We start from the raw sequence: 15,826 nt of genomic DNA, 5'->3' as shown, positions 1-15,826 counted from the left end.
GAGGCGGGCGGCGGAAGGGGTCCGGGCGGGCATGGGCCGTTCTTTACACCACGCACGCGCGGAACCTTCCCGGACCGGCGTCGGGCGTGTTGGCTGGCTGCTTCTCTGCCCGGAAGGGCTCGGCTGGCTGACTCCCGGTGGACGCCTGGCCGCACGTCCTGACGGCAGGCTCCAGAGATGTGCCATTGCCGGTACTTGGGTGCCCTCGGAGGCGAAAGGGTGTTCCTGGCCGGACGTGCAGCAGGCAGCCGTGCCAGTTCTCCCCGTGTCAAGGCGTTACGGACGGCGAGGGGCTCCCTAGCTTTCCGACATCAACGCAGCACATCAATTTCGAAAGGGAGAGCGCGCATGCCTCGCTCCTACAGCTTCGACCACTTCCAGGTTCCCAAGACGCTCCCGCCGCAGAAGCGCGGCCTTCGTCAGCGCGACAAGGAGCACCTGGCCCAGTCGTCGCGGGTGTCGGTGGACGAACACGAGGGCATCCACTACGGCAAGAGCCACGCGCAGACGGAGGAGATCCTCAACGCGCGCAAGATGGAACTCCAGTTGGAGGAGCTGGCCCGTCCGGAGGCGGACGCCAAGTTCTCCCACGGGCCGGTGTCGCGCGTGAGCGGGGCGTCGAAGAAGAAGCAGCGCAAGGCGGCGGCCGCGTCGCCCATCATCGGGACGACGGCGCCCATCGGCGCCCTGCCGCCCACGCAGGAACGGCCGCTGCAGCAGGGCCGGCTGCCGGACCTCATCGACGAGGCGCGCCGGCAGCTCAAGGCCATCCGGTCTGGCGTGGGTGACGTGGCGTCGGCGATGCGGCGGCTGGCGTTGCTGCCCCTGGATGCGGTGCGCCTGGCGGCCCGCCGCATCATTCCGGCCTGAGCAAGAAGGGGAGGGTGAACGACGCGTGGAGCTGACCCTGGTCTCCTACAACATCCACTCCGGCATCGGCGTGGACGGAGCTTTCGACCTGGAGCGCGTGGGTCTGGTGCTCCGCGAGGTGAACGCGGACATCATCGCCCTGCAGGAGGTGGGGGACTTCCGGGGCAAGACGTCCCGGGAGGACCAGCCCGAGCACCTGGCCGCGATGCTCGGGATGCACATGGCCTTCGGACCCAACGTGGTCCGAAACGGCCGAAGGTACGGCAACGCCATCCTCAGCCGGCTGCCGGTGCTCAAGTCGAAGAACTATGACTTGAGCGTGCCGCGCCGCGAGCCCCGGGGCGCGTTGAGGTGCGATCTGGACCTGGGAGGAGGGCAGCAGCTGCACGTCTTCTGTCTCCACCTGGGCCTGTCCGTGAGCGAGCGGCGGCGGCAGGAAGCGCTCCTGCTGTCCGCCGACCTGCTCCGCGACGCGGCCCGCAAGGACCCCATGGTGGTGTGCGGGGACTTCAACTCCTGGGGCAACGGGCCGGTGTCGTCGCTCGTGCGCGAGGCCATCCACGACGCCGCGTTCGAGCTGGGCGCCGCCGCGCGCACGTACCCCACGCGGCTGCCCCTGTTCCGGTTGGACCGCATCTACGTGGACTCGGGGGTGCGGCCCGTGTCGGTGACGCCGCACCGCTCGCCGCTGAGCCGCGTGGCGTCGGACCACCTGCCGTTGGTGATGCGCTTCGAGGCGCCCATCGCCGTGCAGCCGCCTGTCGCACCGCCGGTGCAGCTGATCGGCTAGGGGTGTGGGCTTGGGGTAGGCTCGCACCGGAGTCCGGTGGTTTCTCGCGTTGAGTGGCCGACGCTGGCGAACGCCGGACAAATTCCTCGCGCCGTGGTTGTCGCGGGGAGGTGGGGTGCCTAGGTTGGCGCCCACGCGCACAGGGACGTGAGCGTCGGCCGGAGAGCGCATGCACGTGGGCAGTGAACAGACGGATCGCGGCGTCGCCGCGCTCGTCGGGCGCATGGCGGACGGCTTCAGTCGGTTGGTGACGCAGCACCTCCAGTTGGCGCGCGTGGAGCTGGCGGAGGACGCGAAGGCCATGGGCCTGGACGTGGCGAGCATCGCCGTGTTCGTGCCCTTCCTGCTCGTGGGGTACGCCTTCGTCTGCGGGGCGCTGGCGGCCGTGCTCGCTCCGTGGACGGGGTGGGCGGGTGCGCTGGCCCTGGTGGGCGCGGTGAACCTGGTGGGCGGCGGCCTGGGCATCCTGCGCGCGGTGAAGCGGATGAAGTCACGCCAGATGATGGATGACAGCGTGAGCGAGCTGTCGCGCAGCATGGCGGCGCTCACCAATGCGCAGCCGCGAGTGGCCGCGGCGCCCGGGGTGAACACGCTGAAGGACGCAACGGGAATGGCTTTCAAGGAGCCGCGGGATGGGCGCTAGCAACGGACACCTGCCGCGCACGAGCGCGGCGCTTCGCGAGGAAATCGAGCGCACCCGGGCCGACCTGGCCACGTCGGTGAGCGCGCTCCGGGTGGAGGTGGCGGAAGTCACCGACTGGCGCCAGTGGGTGCGCAAGCATCCCTACACCTGCGTGGGGACCGCCTTCCTCGTTGGTTACCTGGTGGGCTCGCGGCGCTGAACGGCGCGAGCGGGCCTGGATGCAGAAGCTTCTAGACGCAATCGGAAAACGAACGCACAGCAGAGGGCTTCCATGGAAATCAATCCTCAGCAGATGGCAGACCGGGCGCGGCAGATTCAGGAGCAGCTGCCGGACATGGACGAGGCGCGGCAGAACCTGGTGGACCTGAACAACCAGGTCGTCGGGTTCATCAAGGCCAACCCGGGCACGTGCCTCCTGGGCGCCATCGCGGTGGGCTTCATCGTGGGCCGCATCGCGTCCCGCTAACCGGTTGCCTGAAAGCGAGCACGGACATGACGAACTACTCGGGCACGACGGGCAACGGAACGGCGGGACACGGCGACGACGCGGGCTTCGGCCAGCGCGTGGATCAGCTGGGCTCGGACGCGCAGCAGTTCATCGACAACGCGCGCAGCGCGGTGGCGGACCTGGGGCAGACCCTGGACCTGAAGGGGCGCGTGGAGCGCAACCCCTATGGCACGTTGGCCATCGCCGTGGGCGTGGGCTACGTGCTGGGCGGTGGTCTCTTCACGCCGCTGACCGGGCGCATCCTCAAGCTGGGCGTGCGGCTGGCCGCGCTGCCCTTCGTGAAGGATGAGCTGATGGGCATGGCGGAGTCCGCCTTCCAGGGCTACCAGACGGGCCGTGGCACGCCGCCGTCGGGCAGCGTCTAGGATTTCCGAAGCAACCCGCGTCTTTCCCCGAAGTCATTTCCCCGGAGTCGGACATGCTGAGCCTGAAGGACTTGAAGAAGCTGGACAGGGACGACGTGCTGGACCTCATCGGCCTGGAGACGCGCCGCACGACGGCGGAGACGGCGCTGCCGGCGCTGGGCATCTTCGCGGCGGGCGTGCTCGTGGGTGTGGGCGTGGGCCTGCTGCTCGCGGACAAGCCGGGCCAGCAGCTGCGCGGTGACCTGCGCCAGCGCATCCAGGGCGGCCAGGACAAGCTCGCCACGGCCATCAACACCGCGCGTGGCACGGAGACCCAGCAGGGCGCCGGCTCCACGGTGCCGCCGGGTCAGCGGACGACCTGATTCCAGGGCGTGCCTTGGAGTCGCACACGGGCCTCTTCCCGCTCATGGCGGGGAGGGGCCTTCGTGTTTCCGGCGGAGGGGGAGGGCGAATGGCCTAGGATGCGAGGCGATGGACGAGCCTTCGCATCAGGAGCAGACCCGGTGAGCGCGGCGAAGAATCGACGGACATCCGGTACGAAACCGCCCGGGGCGACACCGCCACCGAGACATGACACGCCCGTGGACATGCCCGCCGTGGACGAGTCCCCGGCGCTTCCCGCGCGAAACACGGACACGCCGTGGGCCTCCGGACCCGACGGTGCGCTGGGGCAGTTGCGTGCGCTGGAAACGCTGGAGTCCACCTACGACGCCTGGGCGGAGCTGAAGCGCGAGCACGCGGCCTCCGTCATCCAGTTTCGCGAGGAGCAGGCCCGGCTCACGCAGCAGGGTTCATTCCTGCTGGGCGCGGTGCGTGCCGCGGGCATGGACGCCGGTTCGACGACTCCGGGCCTCCAGCCCCAGGGCTCCGCCAGCGACTTCCTCCGCGACGCGGAAGCCAAACTCACCAAGGCCCGGGACGCCGTCTCCCAGCGCGAAGCGGAGAGCGAAGCCCGCTACCAGGCCGCGTTCACGGAGGTCCGCACCACGCTGCTGGACCGCGTCCAGCGCTACCTCCAGCGCAGCCAGCCGCACCTCACGCTGCTCCTGCGCCGCGTGGGCGCGGAGCGCTCCATCCTCCACGTCGCGCGAGTGCAGCCGGATGAGGCCGTCCTGCTCTGCTACCTGCTCACGCAGCGGGTGCCATCCCGCTACGGCTTCCTCTTCGACGACTCCACCGAGGACCTGTCGCTTCCGCCCGCGCCGCTCTACGCGGAGGAGTCCGTCGTCTCCGACGCCGTGCGCCCGGACGCGCCGGGCCTGCTGCGCGTCATCGACGCGAGCACGGACGTCGTGCCGCTCAAGGGATTCATCCCTCTTCGAGTACCCAGGCCGGGGGGCGGAGAGGACTTCTTCCGGCTCCTCCAGCGCGGCGCCGTGATGGAGGTGGAGATCGCGGACGGGCCGGACTTCCGCAGCATCCTCACCCGCGAAGAGTCGGAGCGCTTCGCGGGCCACCTGCTGCGCCTCAAGCTGGAGGAGCGCATCGGCCTGGACATCGAGGCCGGCTAGACGCGCTCAGTTCGTCCGGACGATGCCCACTTCCGCGGTGCCCGCCAGGACGACGCTGCCCAGGAAGAGGTTGTCGGACTCAGGGCCGCCCATGCGCACGGCCTGGAAGATGACCAGGTAGGTCTGCTTCGGGTTCGGGAACGCGGTGGCGGGAATGGTCACGCGCGCCTCGCGGAACAGCGCCGGGGTCGCCGCCAGCTGGAGGAACTCCACCGGCGACGTGGGCACGTTCGAATAGGTGGACTGGCCCTTCTCTCCGTTTGAACCCAGCGGCACCACCGTCACGAAGCCCAGCGTCCGGTCCTGGTTCGGCGGAGGCGCCGGCCGGTCGAACGCGAACGCCGTGTTGGCGTTGATGCGCACGAAGCCCTCCGCCGGGTGGAACGCCGGGATGGCCTCCTTCGTGGGCGCGTCCTCCACCCGCGCCTCGTACTTCGTCCCGCCCTGCTCCGCGAAGAACGAATAGGTGGCTCCGGACGCGTACTTCAGGTCGTCCGTGGAGTCGCTCGTCACGCCGTAGCTGCCGCCGCCCTGGCCATTGAGCGGCACGCCCGCCGAGCTCCCGGCGTTCAGCGTCACGGTGGCCCCGCTCAGGCCCTGAGGCTGCGAGTTCTCCCCAGACTTCGTCCCGAAGAACACGAACGCCGCCGTCTGCCCGGGGAAGCTCACCACGTCCCCTCCGTCCGGCCCGAAGGTCCCCGCGTCGTAGCCCGCCATGGCGGACGCGGACACGTCCACCTGCGGCGTCGAGAGCAGGGTGCCCACGATGACGTGGTCCGCCTTGAGCTGGTTGGTCGTCTTCTCCAGGTCACAGGCGAGCGGCGACAGCAGGGACACGGTGGCCAGGGCGGACAGCAACAGGCGTTTCATGGGCACTCTCTTGAACGGGGCACGGGTGACGGCGGCCAACCATACCGCGCGTGTTGCCCATGGGCGCGGGGCTCAGGCGGAGTATCCTGTGCGCCGCTCGTGCAACGCCTCCGCATCCACTCCTCTGGCCGCCGCTTCCTCCACCGGCTCGGCTTCTCGCTCGCCATGGCGGCCCTGTTCGGCTGCCTGCTGGGCCTGCTCGTCTCCCAGCGCGACACGGGCCCCGTCCGGCCGGAGGACACGCCCGCGCCCTGGCTGTCGCCCTCCGGCTTCATCGACGGGCTCTCGCGCTGGATAGACGGCGGCGAGCGCGTCTTCTACGACTGGCGCATCCGCCAGCTGGGAGAGGTGTCCGAGCGCTCCGACCGCGTCGTGCTCGTCTCCATCGACGACGACACCCTCGCCGAAGCCCAGCAGGGTCCCCGCGCGGACATCGCCGCGTACCCGTGGCCTCGCCAGGTCATGGGCGGCATGGTGCACCGGCTGGTGGAAGAGGGCGCCTCCGTGGTGATGCTGGACTTCGCCTACCCGGAGCTCAGCCCCCGCGCCTGCGTCACCCCCACGCGCTCGGGCCGGGGCGCCCTGTCCCAGGACGACGACGCGCTCCGTGCCCTCCTGGACCAGGACCCCGGCCACTCCGTGCTCGCCTTCCGCTGGGGCGCCGAGGGCACCCGCACGCTGCCTCCCACCGGCCGCCTGTGGCCCTACCGCGTCCGCCTGGGCAGCTACCCCAGCGTCACCGAGGCCCGCACCCGCGCCCAGTCCGTCCTCGCCCTCCAGCGCCCCGCGTTCCTCATCCCCGCCGGCAAGTCCCTGGAGGTCTGGGCCGGCGTCGCGGACGAGGGCGAGGGCCGCAGCCTGGGCGAGCAGCTGGGCACCGCCGCCGCGTCCATCCAGGAGCGCCGCGCCGCGGACGACGCCTTCCGCGTGGCCCCGTCGGACCTGTTCCTCGCCCTGGCCTCCGTGCAGGTGCAGGGGCTGGATCCGGAGAAGCTCCTGGAGGTGCGCCAGCTCCAGCACCCGGTGACGCCGCTGCTCAGCCAGGCCAGCGGCTACGGCGCCACCACGCTGCCCTCGGACTCCGACGGCGTGGTGCGCGGTGTGCCCCACCTCGTCGCGTACAGCCCGCGCGGGGGTGAGCGCTACGTCCTGCCCTCGCTGCCCCTGGCCGCCGCCATGCGGCTCGCGGGCACGCAGAAGCTGCGGTACGCGGAGGGGCGCCTCTACATCGGGGACAAGTACTCCGTGCCCATGGACGCGGCCGGATACAGCCTGTTGCGCTGGGAGGCCCCGGCCGCCACCCGCGGTGCTCGCGGCCCGCTCGCCCGCTCCATCCGCGCGTGGAACGTGCTGCTCAACCTCTTCGACTCGCAAGAGGCGCGGCCCGTCCGCTTCGACCACGACCTGGATGGCCGCGCCGTCATCCTCACCAACACCAGCAGCTACGCGCCCGAGCGCCGGGTGACGCCCATCGGGCCGGGCATCGCCAACGGCGCCGTGCTGGGCCAAGCGCTCGCCAACATCCTCGCGTCGGACGGCATCACCCGCGCGCCGCCGAAGGTGGACATGCTCGCCACCATGGGGCTCGCGTTCATCGGCGCGTTCCTGGCGCTGTCGTGCAGCTGGCTCCTGCGCTCCGTGGGCGGCGCCTTCCTCTTCGTCTGCGTGGCGGTGGCGGCCGGGGCGGGCTACGTGGGCGCGGCGGGCTACGTCTTCGTCCATGACCAGGTGTGGATCGCCGTCGCGGGGCCGCTGTGGTCCGGCGGGCTCGCGTTCCTGGTGACGACCCTCTACGCCTTCCGCACCGAACAGGACGTGCGCGAGTTCGTGCACAGCGCGCTGGGCCGCTACGTCAGCCCGGACGTGGCGCGGCTGGTGGCGCGCGACGTGAGCCTGATGAAGCCGGAGCGCCGGCAGATGACCGTGTACCTCTGCGACATCGAGGGCTTCACGCGCCTGTCGGAAGCGATGCCGCCGGAGCAGCTGGTGCCGCTGCTCAACACCTTCCTCACGGAGATGACCGCCGTGGTGCGCGCCACGGCGGGGCAGGTGGACAAGTACATCGGCGACTCGGTGATGGCCTTCTGGGGAGCGCCCGTGCGCACGGACCGCCACGCGCACCTGGCCTGCGAGGCGGCGCTGAAGCTCCATGCGGCGCTCGCGCAGAAGCAGCCCCTCTGGGAGAAGCAGTTCGGCCACCGGCTGTCGGTGCGCGCCGGCATCGACACGGGCGACCTGCTGGTGGGCGACATGGGCAGCGAGCTCAAGTCCCACTACACCGTGATGGGCGAAGCGGTGAGCATGGCCGGCCGGCTGGAGGCGGCCAACAAGGAGTACGGCACCCAGGTGCTGGTGGGGCATGCCACCGCGCAGCTCGCCAGCGACGCCTACGTCTTCCGAGAGGTGGACCGCGTGCTCCTGAGAGACCGTCCCCAGCCCGTGCGCGTGCACGAACTCCTGGGCCGCCGGGGCGAATTCTCTCCCGAGAAGCAGGCCGGCATCGCCCTCTACGAGAAGGCCCTCACCGCCTACTACGGGCGCGACTTCATCATGGCCCAGGAGCTGTTCCGCCGCTGCACCGTGGAGCATGGCGACCCGGTGGCCCGCGTCTACGTCCAGCGCTGCCAGCGCCTCATCCAGGCCCCGCCGCCCGAGGACTGGGACGGCGTCATCCGCTGGGGCCGGCGCAGCACGGACGCGCGCTAGGCAGACCGTCAGGGCTGCGTGTCCACCCTCAGGGGCACGCCGAAGCGCGTGGTGAAGAACTGGAGGAGGTGGGCGTGCTCGAAGGCGATCTCCTCCGGGCGTTCCGTGAGGTGCGCGTGCTCGGGGATGATCATCAGGGTCGCGTCCTGGCCCCTTGCCCGGAGCTTGCGCACGAAGACGTCCGCGTCCGACAGCGACACCTTGGGGTCCCTCGCGCCCAGCATCAGGGTGATGGGGGCCTCCACGCGGTCCACCCAGGTCACGGGGGAGATGACGCGAAGCCGCTCCGCGTCCCGCTCCGGATCGCCGTATTCGGAGGCCCTGGCACCGCGCAGCTCTGGCGTCGTCTGGGAGAGGAATGAGGCCAGGTCCGTCTTGGCCGCGAAGGCGAAGCCCGCATCGTAGCTGCCCGCGAAGCGCGTCATGCCCACCAGCGTCTGGTTGCCTCCGTAGCTCCACCCGAGGATGCCCAACCTGGGGGCCACGCCATCACGGGTGAAGCGCTGGCGCAGGCAGCGGCTGGCGGACTCCAGGTCCGTGGCGGCCGCCACGCGCAGCGGCCCGTTGTCCGCGCGGGCCCAGTCCTCGGAGCATTTGGTGCCCCGCACCGCGGGCTCCGCGAAGATGAAGCCCGCGCGGAGGAAGAACTCCGGGCGCCAGTGGTAGTCCGGCCGGGGACAGCCCGTTGTGTAGAAGGCGAGCACGGGACACGCGCGCTCCCGGCACGCGGGCGGTACCCGCACCTGGATCCGGAAGCGGACGTCGCCGTTGTCACACTCCAGGTCCTCCGCGGGGGCCGCGCTCCATCGCAGACGCTGCCCGGAGTCCGCGAGGATTGCCTTCAGCGTGGACGTCAGTGCCGCGTCGGGCTCCACACGGGGATGGCGCCGCAGCAGCTCCTCGCGCGAATCCCCGTCCCGGACGAGCGCCGCGCCCACGACGCGGGGGCTGTCCGCATCCGCATGCGCGCCGAGCACCTTCAGGGGCGCCGGGGCCGCGGGCCGCGAACACGCACCCAGCACCAGCAGGCCCACGAGACCCGGCAGGAGGAGGGGAGAACGGGATGCGCGAAGCACGGCCCACCTCCTGAGCATCAGTCGTCGTCGCCGGAGTCCGGCTGGCCGAACAGCTCGCGCACCGGTGCGTCGTCCTGGATGTGCTCGGCCACCACGCGGCGCATCTTCTCCGCCGTCATCCCGGAGTAGTACACCTCTCCGGGCCACCCCATGAGCTGGTAGTCCTCCGGGGACAGCGGGTCTCGCTTGCGGCCCGTGTCCTCGCGCACCACCACGTTGGGCCCCATGTGGCAGAAGCCGTAGCAGCCGCCCCGGTACAGCTCGCAGCGCGACTGCAGGCCCTTCTCCGCCAGCGCCTCGCGGGCCGCCACGTGCACCGCGTCCGAGCCGCCCGCGCGGCAGCTGGAGCCCTTGCACACCGACATCCGGTAGCGCTTCACGGCGGGGCTCCCCGTGCCAGGCAGGCACCATGCGCATTGAAGAGGTGCAGCATCACCACATGCCCCCAGAAAAGGCTTCGGCCCGCCCTTCCCTGGACGGCGGGAAGGAGGCGGGCCGGGATGCGTGCGAAGGGGCGGCGGACGGCCCGCCCCACGCGGTGCGAAACAAGGGACTACTTGATGAACTTCGTCACCTGGATGGGACCCTGCTGCGTCACCACCGCGTGCCCGGTGCTCGCCTTGGCGTGGCCGTGGCCCGCGCCCAACTGCTTGGCGTGGCCGTGGTCCGCGTGTCCCTCGCCGACGCGCGTGTGCGCTTCCTTGTGGACGTGGTGCGGCTCCGAGGAGCTGTCGCGCTTGTTCCACGGGTCGGACGGGTGCGACACCGGCGGGCCCTTGAGCAGCTTCGGGATGTCGTAGACGAAGTTCTGCCGGTTGTACTCGGACGGCGTGTGCATGTACGTGTCCATGCGGATGGCGTCCTTGGGGCACGCCTCCACGCACAGGCCGCACACGATGCAGCGCAGCTCGTCGATGACGAACTGGGTGGGGTACTTCTCGATGACCGCCGACTCGGAGTCCGCGGACGCGTGCTCGTACTCACCGGCCTCGATGTAGATGCACTGCGCGGGGCAGATGGTCGCGCACATGTAGCAGGCCACGCAGCGCGGCTTGCCGTCGTCACGCGGCACCAGCCGGTGCAGACCGCGGTAGCCCTCCGGATAGATGGGCTTCTCTTCCGGGTACTCCACCGTGGTCATCAGGTTCATGCCCGTGCGGTCCACAACCTGGGGGTTGGGGTCGCGCGTGCCGAACATGTTGCGGAAGAAGTGCTTGGTCGTGATGGCCAGACCGCGCAGCAGCTCCGGGATGTACATCCGCTCGCGGAGGTCCGTGCGCGGGTCCTGGGAAGCATTGAACGCCATGGTGTCTTGTCTCGCTTCCGGACCGCGCTAGTGCGCGCCCGCCGGGGAGTGGGAGTGGGGGTCCGCGTGCGCCGGCAGGCCGTGCGCATCGCTTCCGTGGCCGTGCGCGTCGTGCCCATGGCCGTGCGCCGCGTCGTGCGCGTCCGCTGCCTTGGAACCCGAGGTCATCGTCAGCGCGATCACGAAGCCGATCTCCAGCAGGCCCACCACGCCCAGCGCCTGGAGGGACGGATCCCACAGCACCAGCGCGCCGCTGATGAACACGTTGGCCAGGCCCACGGGCAGCAAAATCTTCCAGCCCAGGTTCTGGATCTGATCGTAACGGAAGCGCGGGAAGGTCCAGCGGATCACCAGCTGCACCCAGATGAGCAGGATGACCTTGATCCAGAACACCGTGCCCAGCAGCGTGCCGTACACCCAGCCGTGCTCCTGGAAGAAGGGCTGCGCCGCCAGCCACTCGCCGCCGAAGGGCAGGTGGTGCCCGCCGAAGAAGAGCGACGCCGTCACGCCGGCCAGCACCACGACCTCCACGAACTCGGAGATCATGAACATGCCGAACTTCATGCCGGAGTACTCCACGAAGTAGCCGATGATTTCCGACTCGCCTTCCGGAGCGTCGAACGGGGCGCGCTTGGTCTCCGCGAAGGACGCCACGAAGAAGGCGATGAAGCCCAGGGGCTGGATGAAGATGCCCCACGCCGGCAGTCCCAGGTCGAAGCCGCCGTCCGTGCGCCACAGGTACTTCGCCTGGCCGGTGCCGGACACGAGCGCGTTGCCCACGTCACCCACCAGCGTGGGCAGCTGCACGGAGGAGAAGGCCAGGAACAGGCCCACCAGCGACAGGCCCAGCGCCACCTCGTAGCTGATCATCTGCGCGGAGGCGCGCACGCCGCCCAGCAGCGCGAACTTGTTGTTGGAGGACCAACCGGCCAGCGACGTGCCGTAGACGGCGAGCGACGCGATGGCGAGCAGGTACAGCATGCCGAAGTCCGGCGTGGCGACGACCATGTCCACCGTCTTGCCGAACACGCTCACCGTGGGCCCGGCCGGCACCACCGCGAACAGCGCGAACACCGGCGCGAAGGCGAGGATGGGGCCCAGGTTGAACAGGAAGCGGTTGGCGGTGCCGGGGACGAAGTCCTCCTTGGTCAGCATCTTCAGCACGTCGGTGATGATGTGCGGGATGCCGCCCAGGGAGCGGTTGCCCAGGCCCGGGATGGCGGACAGGCGCGCGCGGTTGGGGCCCACGCGGTCCTGCATGAACGCGGACCACTTGCGCTCCGCCAGCGTGAGCAGCGTCGCGGTGATCATCACGAAGACGAGCATCAGGAAGATGATGTTCGTCAGGCGGCTGGCACCCTCGAAGAGGTACTCCTCCGCCAGGTAGCCCACCAGATACGCCGAGGCCACTCCGCCAGCGATGGCGAAGACGATGAAGGCCATGGCGAACAGCATGGTCAGGATACGGCTCATGGTCAGATGCCCCTCACGCGCGGCGCGCCGAACTCACGGTAGCCCGGCGGACGGCCGTCGGCTCCCGACGGCAGCGGATTGATGCCCGGCTTCTCCCGGTCCGGCGGAGAGGCCTTGTCCCAGTTGAACTCGGCGAACTCGGACACCTGCCCGGAGAGCGCCCGCCACACGTCGCGCGCGGAAGCCGCGGCGGCCTCGCCGCCCAGCTCGCGCGTCAGCTCCGTGGCCCACTTCCAGTGCGGCACCGCGTCCCCCTTGGAGGGGTACGCCTTGCGGAAGCGCTGGGTGATGCCGTCCGCTTGCGTGAACGTGCCCTCGTCCTCGATGTGCGCCGAAGCGGGCAGCAGCACCGTGGCCTGCGCCGTCACCGGAGACTCGTTCTGCGCCTGGGCGACGAACACCTCCAGCTTCGCGGCGACTTCCGCGAAGGCGGCCGCGTCCGTGGGGACTTCCGTGCCCACCGCGTAGAGCGCCTTCACCTGGCCCGCGTTGATGGCCGGGGTGAGCTCCTCGAAGCCCTTGAGCGACAGCCCCAGGCTCTTGGCGATGAGCGCCAGGCCCTGGCGGTTGGGGTTCTTGTCCGCCGTCATCAGGTAGTGGTCCGCCTTGCCCTGGGGCCGGCCGCCCACGAACACGCTGGTGACGCCCAGCACCGTCTTGGCGAACGTCAGGCCCGCGAGCAGGTCCTCGTTGGACGCGAGCGGCGAGGCCAGCACCGCGAGCTGCTTGGAGCCCGCGAGCGGCTTGAGCGCCTTGACCGCGCCGAGCGCGGCGTCCTTGCGCGTGAGCACCGGCTGCACCGTGCCGGGGGCCTGCAGGCCGCGGCCCACGCGGGCGGACAGCACGCGGCCCACGTTCAGGTCCTTGTACGACAGGCGGCCCTGGTCGCACATCCAGCTCTTGTTGATGGCCTCGTTCTCACGCGGGCGGTAGCGGTAGGTGTCCTGGGACATCCAGTCCGCGGAGATGCTGCAGCCGCGCGAGCAGCCCGTGCAGACGGACGGCGTGGCGGACAGGAACCAGGAGCGCGCCTTGAAGCGGAAGTCGCGGGAGAGCAGCGCGCCCACCGGGCACACGTCCACGGTGTTCAGCGAGTAGTTGCTGTTCAGCTCGTTGCCCGGGAAGACGTCGATGCGCTCGTGGCTGCCACGGCCGAAGACGCCCAGCTGCGGCTCCTTCGGGATCTCGTTCATGAAGCGGACGCAGCGCGTGCAGATGATGCAGCGCTCCTGATCCAGCACCACGTGAGGCCCCAGCACCTTGCGCTTGTGCTTGAGGGCCTTGGTGCCCTCCAGGCGCGAGGGCTTGTAGTTGTACTTCATGTAGTAGTCCTGCAGCTTGCACTCACCGGCCTGGTCGCAGATGGAGCAGTCGACCGGGTGGTTCAGCAGCAGGAACTCCATCACCGCGCGCTGCTGCTCCTTGACCTTGGGGGTCGTGGTCTTGATGACCTGACCCTCGGCCATGGGCGTCTGGCAGGCGGGGACGAGCTTGGGCGCGTTGGACGCCTCAATGAGGCAGATGCGGCAGTTGGCCGCGATGGAGAGGCGCGGGTGGTAGCAGTAGTAGGGGATCTCCGAGCCGACCGACTTGGCCGCCTCGATCATGTTCGTCCCCGGCTTCACCACGACTTCGCGTCCGTCGATGACCGCCGTCACGAAGCCCGGGTTCTTGGGCTGCGGCTTGGGCGGAGGGCCACCGGCCGGAGGCGCCGCCGGCTTGGGCGGAGGCGTACCGGTGGGGCCGCTGGCGGCCGCGGGCGGATTGTCCAGCTTCGCGCCGGCGGGCGGGTTGGACGGCTCCGAGCCAATCTTGGCCGCGGGCGTGTCGGTGGGCGCGCCCTTGGGGGGCGTCTGCGCGTCACCGGTGGGCTTCTTCGTGTCGTTGTCGCTCACTGCTCGACCTCGCCGCCGATCATGTTGATGGTGTCAAAGGTGGGAACGAGGTCCGCGAGCATCTTGCCCTGGATGATGTGCGGCAGCGCCGCCAGCACCGGGAAGCCCGGGGCGCGCACGTGGACCTTGTACGGCCGGCCGCGACCGTCGCTCACCAGGTACCAGCCCAGCTCGCCGTTGGACGCTTCCGTCGCGTCATAGACTTCACCGGGGGGCACCTGGATGCCCTCCATCACCAGCTTGAAGTGCGCCATCACGCCTTCGATGGTGCCGTACACCTCGGGCTTGGGCGGCAGCGCGATGCGCCAGTCGTCCACGATGATGGGACCCGCGGGGATGGTGTCGAGGGCCTGGCGGATGATCTTGATGGACTGCCGCATCTCCTCCAGGCGCACGAGGTAGCGGTCGTAGTTGTCGCCGTGCTCGCCGACCACCACCTCGAAGTCGAAGCGGTCGTAGACCCAGTACGGCTGCACCTTGCGCAGGTCGTGATCCACGCCGCACGCGCGCAGCGCGGGGCCCGTCCACCCGTAGTCGATGGCGTCCTCGGCGGAGATGACGCCGGTGCCCTTGGTGCGGTCCACGAAGATGCGGTTGCGCGTGAGCAGCCCGTCCATCTCCACGAGCAGCTCTTCGGTGCGGTCCAGCGTCTTGCGAACCTTCTCCGACCAGCCTTCCGGCAGGTCGCGGTTCATGCCGCCCACGCGGCCGAAGCTGGTGGTGAGGCGCGCGCCGGTGAGCTCCGTGACGCGGTCCTGGATGAGCTCGCGGGCCTCCATGCCGTAGAGGAACGGCGCGAAGCCGCCCATCTCCAGGCCGGTGGCGCCTACGCACGTCAGGTGGTCGGTGAGCCGGTGCAGCTCGCTGCCGATGACGCGGATGTACTGGGCGCGCTCCGGGATCTCCAGGCCGATGAGCTTCTCCACGGCGTTGAGGAACCCGAAGTTGTTCATCATCGCGGACAGGTAGTTGAGCCGGTCCGTGTACGGCAGGCACTGCGTCCAGGTGACGTTCTCGCAGCTCTTCTGGAAGCCGCGGTGGAGGAAGCCGATCTCCGGGTCGATCTTGACGATGGTCTCACCCTCGAGCTCCACCTTCAGCCGCACGGTGCCGTGCGTGGCCGGGTGGGAGGGGCCCATGTTGATGACCATGTTCTTCGTCTGGAAGTGCGACTCCAGCTCCGACTCCTCGTGGGCGAGCCCATCGGTGTCGGGGTTGTGGGGCTTCTGCGCGTCGGTGTTGTGGCTGTCGGCCATGGTGAGGTCTCGATCAGGCGATGCCGCTGGTGCCGGGGCCGCGGAAGATGTCCTTGATGGGGCGCTCGGGGATCAGCGGCTGGCGGTCGCGCAGCGCGTAGTCCTTGCGCAGGGGGTGACCCTGGAACTCGTCGTACAGGAGGATGCGGCGCAGGTCCGGGTGGTCCGTGAAGCGGATGCCGTAGAAGTCGAACACCAGCCGCTCCCACCAGTTGGCGCCGCGGTACAGCGGCGTGAGGGAGGGCAGCTCCGGGCGGGTCTCGGTCACGCGCACCTTCAGGCGCACGTGCTCCTTCCGCTTGAGCGAATAGAGGAAGTAGACGACCTCGAAGCGCGGATCACTCTCCGCCAGGTGCAGGCGATCCACGGCGTCCGCGGAGCCGAACAGCTTGAAGTCCAGCTCGGGGTCCATCTTCAGGAAGGTGGCGACCTTCGGAAGCCACTCCGCATGAATGACGGCCCAGGCTCCGCCGGCGCGGTCGACATAGCGCTCCGCGACCGCTTCGGGGAACTGGGCGGCGACCCGGTCCAACGCGAAAATGCTCAAGGGGGGCCTC

Annotated in this window: 17 protein-coding genes; 9 read left to right on the top strand and 8 right to left on the bottom strand. The window is 69.9% G+C overall.

The annotated features are described in order from the left end of the window. The first annotated feature begins 348 nt into the window (after positions 1-348). From D7V77_RS17150 to D7V77_RS17115, 8 genes are all read left to right on the top strand, one after another. Positions 349-870, top strand: a complete 522-nt coding sequence (locus D7V77_RS17150; protein ID WP_120577363.1) for a hypothetical protein — start codon at positions 349-351, stop codon at positions 868-870. Between the two features lie 25 nt (positions 871-895). Beyond that, entirely contained in the window at positions 896-1,660 is a 765-nt protein-coding gene (locus D7V77_RS17145; protein ID WP_120577362.1) for an endonuclease/exonuclease/phosphatase family protein, read from the top strand. A 169-nt stretch (positions 1,661-1,829) separates the two neighbouring features. Further along, entirely contained in the window at positions 1,830-2,303 is a 474-nt protein-coding gene (locus D7V77_RS17140) for a phage holin family protein (RefSeq protein ID WP_120577361.1), read from the top strand. Then, positions 2,293-2,502: a DUF3618 domain-containing protein gene (locus D7V77_RS17135; RefSeq protein ID WP_120577360.1), complete on the top strand. Its 210-nt coding sequence runs from the start codon at positions 2,293-2,295 to the stop codon at positions 2,500-2,502. The genes D7V77_RS17140 and D7V77_RS17135 overlap by 11 nt, the downstream gene beginning before the upstream one ends. A 72-nt stretch (positions 2,503-2,574) precedes the next feature. Continuing rightward, the gene (locus D7V77_RS17130) at positions 2,575-2,769 is read left to right on the top strand and encodes a hypothetical protein (RefSeq protein WP_120577359.1); all 195 of its coding nucleotides are present in this window, start codon (positions 2,575-2,577) and stop codon (positions 2,767-2,769) included. Positions 2,770-2,795: 26 nt separating this feature from the next. After that, a complete protein-coding gene (locus D7V77_RS17125) occupies positions 2,796-3,176 on the top strand; it encodes a hypothetical protein (protein ID WP_120577358.1) in 381 nt (126 codons plus the stop codon). Positions 3,177-3,229: 53 nt separating this feature from the next. Continuing rightward, positions 3,230-3,538: a YtxH domain-containing protein gene (locus tag D7V77_RS17120; RefSeq protein WP_120577357.1), complete on the top strand. Its 309-nt coding sequence runs from the start codon at positions 3,230-3,232 to the stop codon at positions 3,536-3,538. Between the two features lie 225 nt (positions 3,539-3,763). Further along, entirely contained in the window at positions 3,764-4,687 is a 924-nt protein-coding gene (locus tag D7V77_RS17115; protein WP_199733795.1) for a hypothetical protein, read from the top strand. Positions 4,688-4,693: 6 nt separating this feature from the next. On the opposite strand, the gene D7V77_RS17110 is transcribed toward D7V77_RS17115, so the two are convergent. After that, a complete protein-coding gene (locus D7V77_RS17110; RefSeq protein ID WP_120577356.1) occupies positions 4,694-5,557 on the bottom strand; it encodes a hypothetical protein in 864 nt (287 codons plus the stop codon). Between the two features lie 99 nt (positions 5,558-5,656). On the opposite strand from D7V77_RS17110, the gene D7V77_RS17105 reads away from it, so the two are divergent. Further along, positions 5,657-8,263: an adenylate/guanylate cyclase domain-containing protein gene (locus D7V77_RS17105; protein WP_306770443.1), complete on the top strand. Its 2,607-nt coding sequence runs from the start codon at positions 5,657-5,659 to the stop codon at positions 8,261-8,263. Positions 8,264-8,271: 8 nt separating this feature from the next. On the opposite strand, the gene D7V77_RS17100 is transcribed toward D7V77_RS17105, so the two are convergent. The 7 genes from D7V77_RS17100 to D7V77_RS17070 all read right to left on the bottom strand — a co-directional run bounded on the left by D7V77_RS17100 (position 8,272) and on the right by D7V77_RS17070 (position 15,801). After that, on the bottom strand, positions 8,272-9,339 hold the full coding sequence (locus D7V77_RS17100) for a S9 family peptidase (RefSeq protein WP_158624416.1): 1,068 nt from the start codon (positions 9,337-9,339) through the stop codon (positions 8,272-8,274). Positions 9,340-9,356: 17 nt separating this feature from the next. Continuing rightward, positions 9,357-9,719 (bottom strand): ferredoxin, encoded by a 363-nt coding sequence (locus tag D7V77_RS17095; RefSeq protein ID WP_120577354.1) that lies wholly within the window; start codon positions 9,717-9,719, stop codon positions 9,357-9,359. Between the two features lie 173 nt (positions 9,720-9,892). Then, positions 9,893-10,645: an NADH-quinone oxidoreductase subunit I gene (locus D7V77_RS17090; protein WP_120577353.1), complete on the bottom strand. Its 753-nt coding sequence runs from the start codon at positions 10,643-10,645 to the stop codon at positions 9,893-9,895. Between the two features lie 27 nt (positions 10,646-10,672). Further along, positions 10,673-12,118: a complex I subunit 1 family protein gene (locus tag D7V77_RS17085; RefSeq protein ID WP_120577352.1), complete on the bottom strand. Its 1,446-nt coding sequence runs from the start codon at positions 12,116-12,118 to the stop codon at positions 10,673-10,675. Positions 12,119-12,120: 2 nt separating this feature from the next. Then, positions 12,121-14,013 (bottom strand): 2Fe-2S iron-sulfur cluster-binding protein, encoded by a 1,893-nt coding sequence (locus D7V77_RS17080; protein ID WP_120577351.1) that lies wholly within the window; start codon positions 14,011-14,013, stop codon positions 12,121-12,123. Further along, positions 14,010-15,269 (bottom strand): NADH dehydrogenase (quinone) subunit D, encoded by a 1,260-nt coding sequence (nuoD, locus tag D7V77_RS17075; RefSeq protein ID WP_120577350.1) that lies wholly within the window; start codon positions 15,267-15,269, stop codon positions 14,010-14,012. The genes D7V77_RS17080 and nuoD overlap by 4 nt, the downstream gene beginning before the upstream one ends. Before the next feature lie 13 nt (positions 15,270-15,282). Beyond that, positions 15,283-15,801 (bottom strand): NADH-quinone oxidoreductase subunit C, encoded by a 519-nt coding sequence (locus tag D7V77_RS17070; protein ID WP_120566563.1) that lies wholly within the window; start codon positions 15,799-15,801, stop codon positions 15,283-15,285. Positions 15,802-15,826 lie beyond the last annotated feature (25 nt).

The sequence above is a fragment of the Corallococcus sp. CA041A genome (assembly GCF_003612075.1).
GTDB lineage: Bacteria > Myxococcota > Myxococcia > Myxococcales > Myxococcaceae > Corallococcus > Corallococcus exiguus.
This window is presented reverse-complemented; position numbering and strand designations above follow the sequence as displayed.

Coding starts and splice junctions, on each gene's coding strand:
- D7V77_RS17150 (WP_120577363.1), top strand. CDS start 349: ATGCCTCGCTCCTACAGCTTCGACCACTTCCAGGTTCCCAAGACGCTC.
- D7V77_RS17140 (WP_120577361.1), top strand. CDS start 1,830: ATGCACGTGGGCAGTGAACAGACGGATCGCGGCGTCGCCGCGCTCGTC.
- D7V77_RS17135 (WP_120577360.1), top strand. CDS start 2,293: ATGGGCGCTAGCAACGGACACCTGCCGCGCACGAGCGCGGCGCTTCGC.
- D7V77_RS17130 (WP_120577359.1), top strand. CDS start 2,575: ATGGAAATCAATCCTCAGCAGATGGCAGACCGGGCGCGGCAGATTCAG.
- D7V77_RS17125 (WP_120577358.1), top strand. CDS start 2,796: ATGACGAACTACTCGGGCACGACGGGCAACGGAACGGCGGGACACGGC.
- D7V77_RS17120 (WP_120577357.1), top strand. CDS start 3,230: ATGCTGAGCCTGAAGGACTTGAAGAAGCTGGACAGGGACGACGTGCTG.
- D7V77_RS17115 (WP_199733795.1), top strand. CDS start 3,764: ATGCCCGCCGTGGACGAGTCCCCGGCGCTTCCCGCGCGAAACACGGAC.
- D7V77_RS17110 (WP_120577356.1), bottom strand. CDS start 5,557: ATGAAACGCCTGTTGCTGTCCGCCCTGGCCACCGTGTCCCTGCTGTCG.
- D7V77_RS17090 (WP_120577353.1), bottom strand. CDS start 10,645: ATGGCGTTCAATGCTTCCCAGGACCCGCGCACGGACCTCCGCGAGCGG.
- D7V77_RS17085 (WP_120577352.1), bottom strand. CDS start 12,118: ATGAGCCGTATCCTGACCATGCTGTTCGCCATGGCCTTCATCGTCTTC.
- nuoD (WP_120577350.1), bottom strand. CDS start 15,269: ATGGCCGACAGCCACAACACCGACGCGCAGAAGCCCCACAACCCCGAC.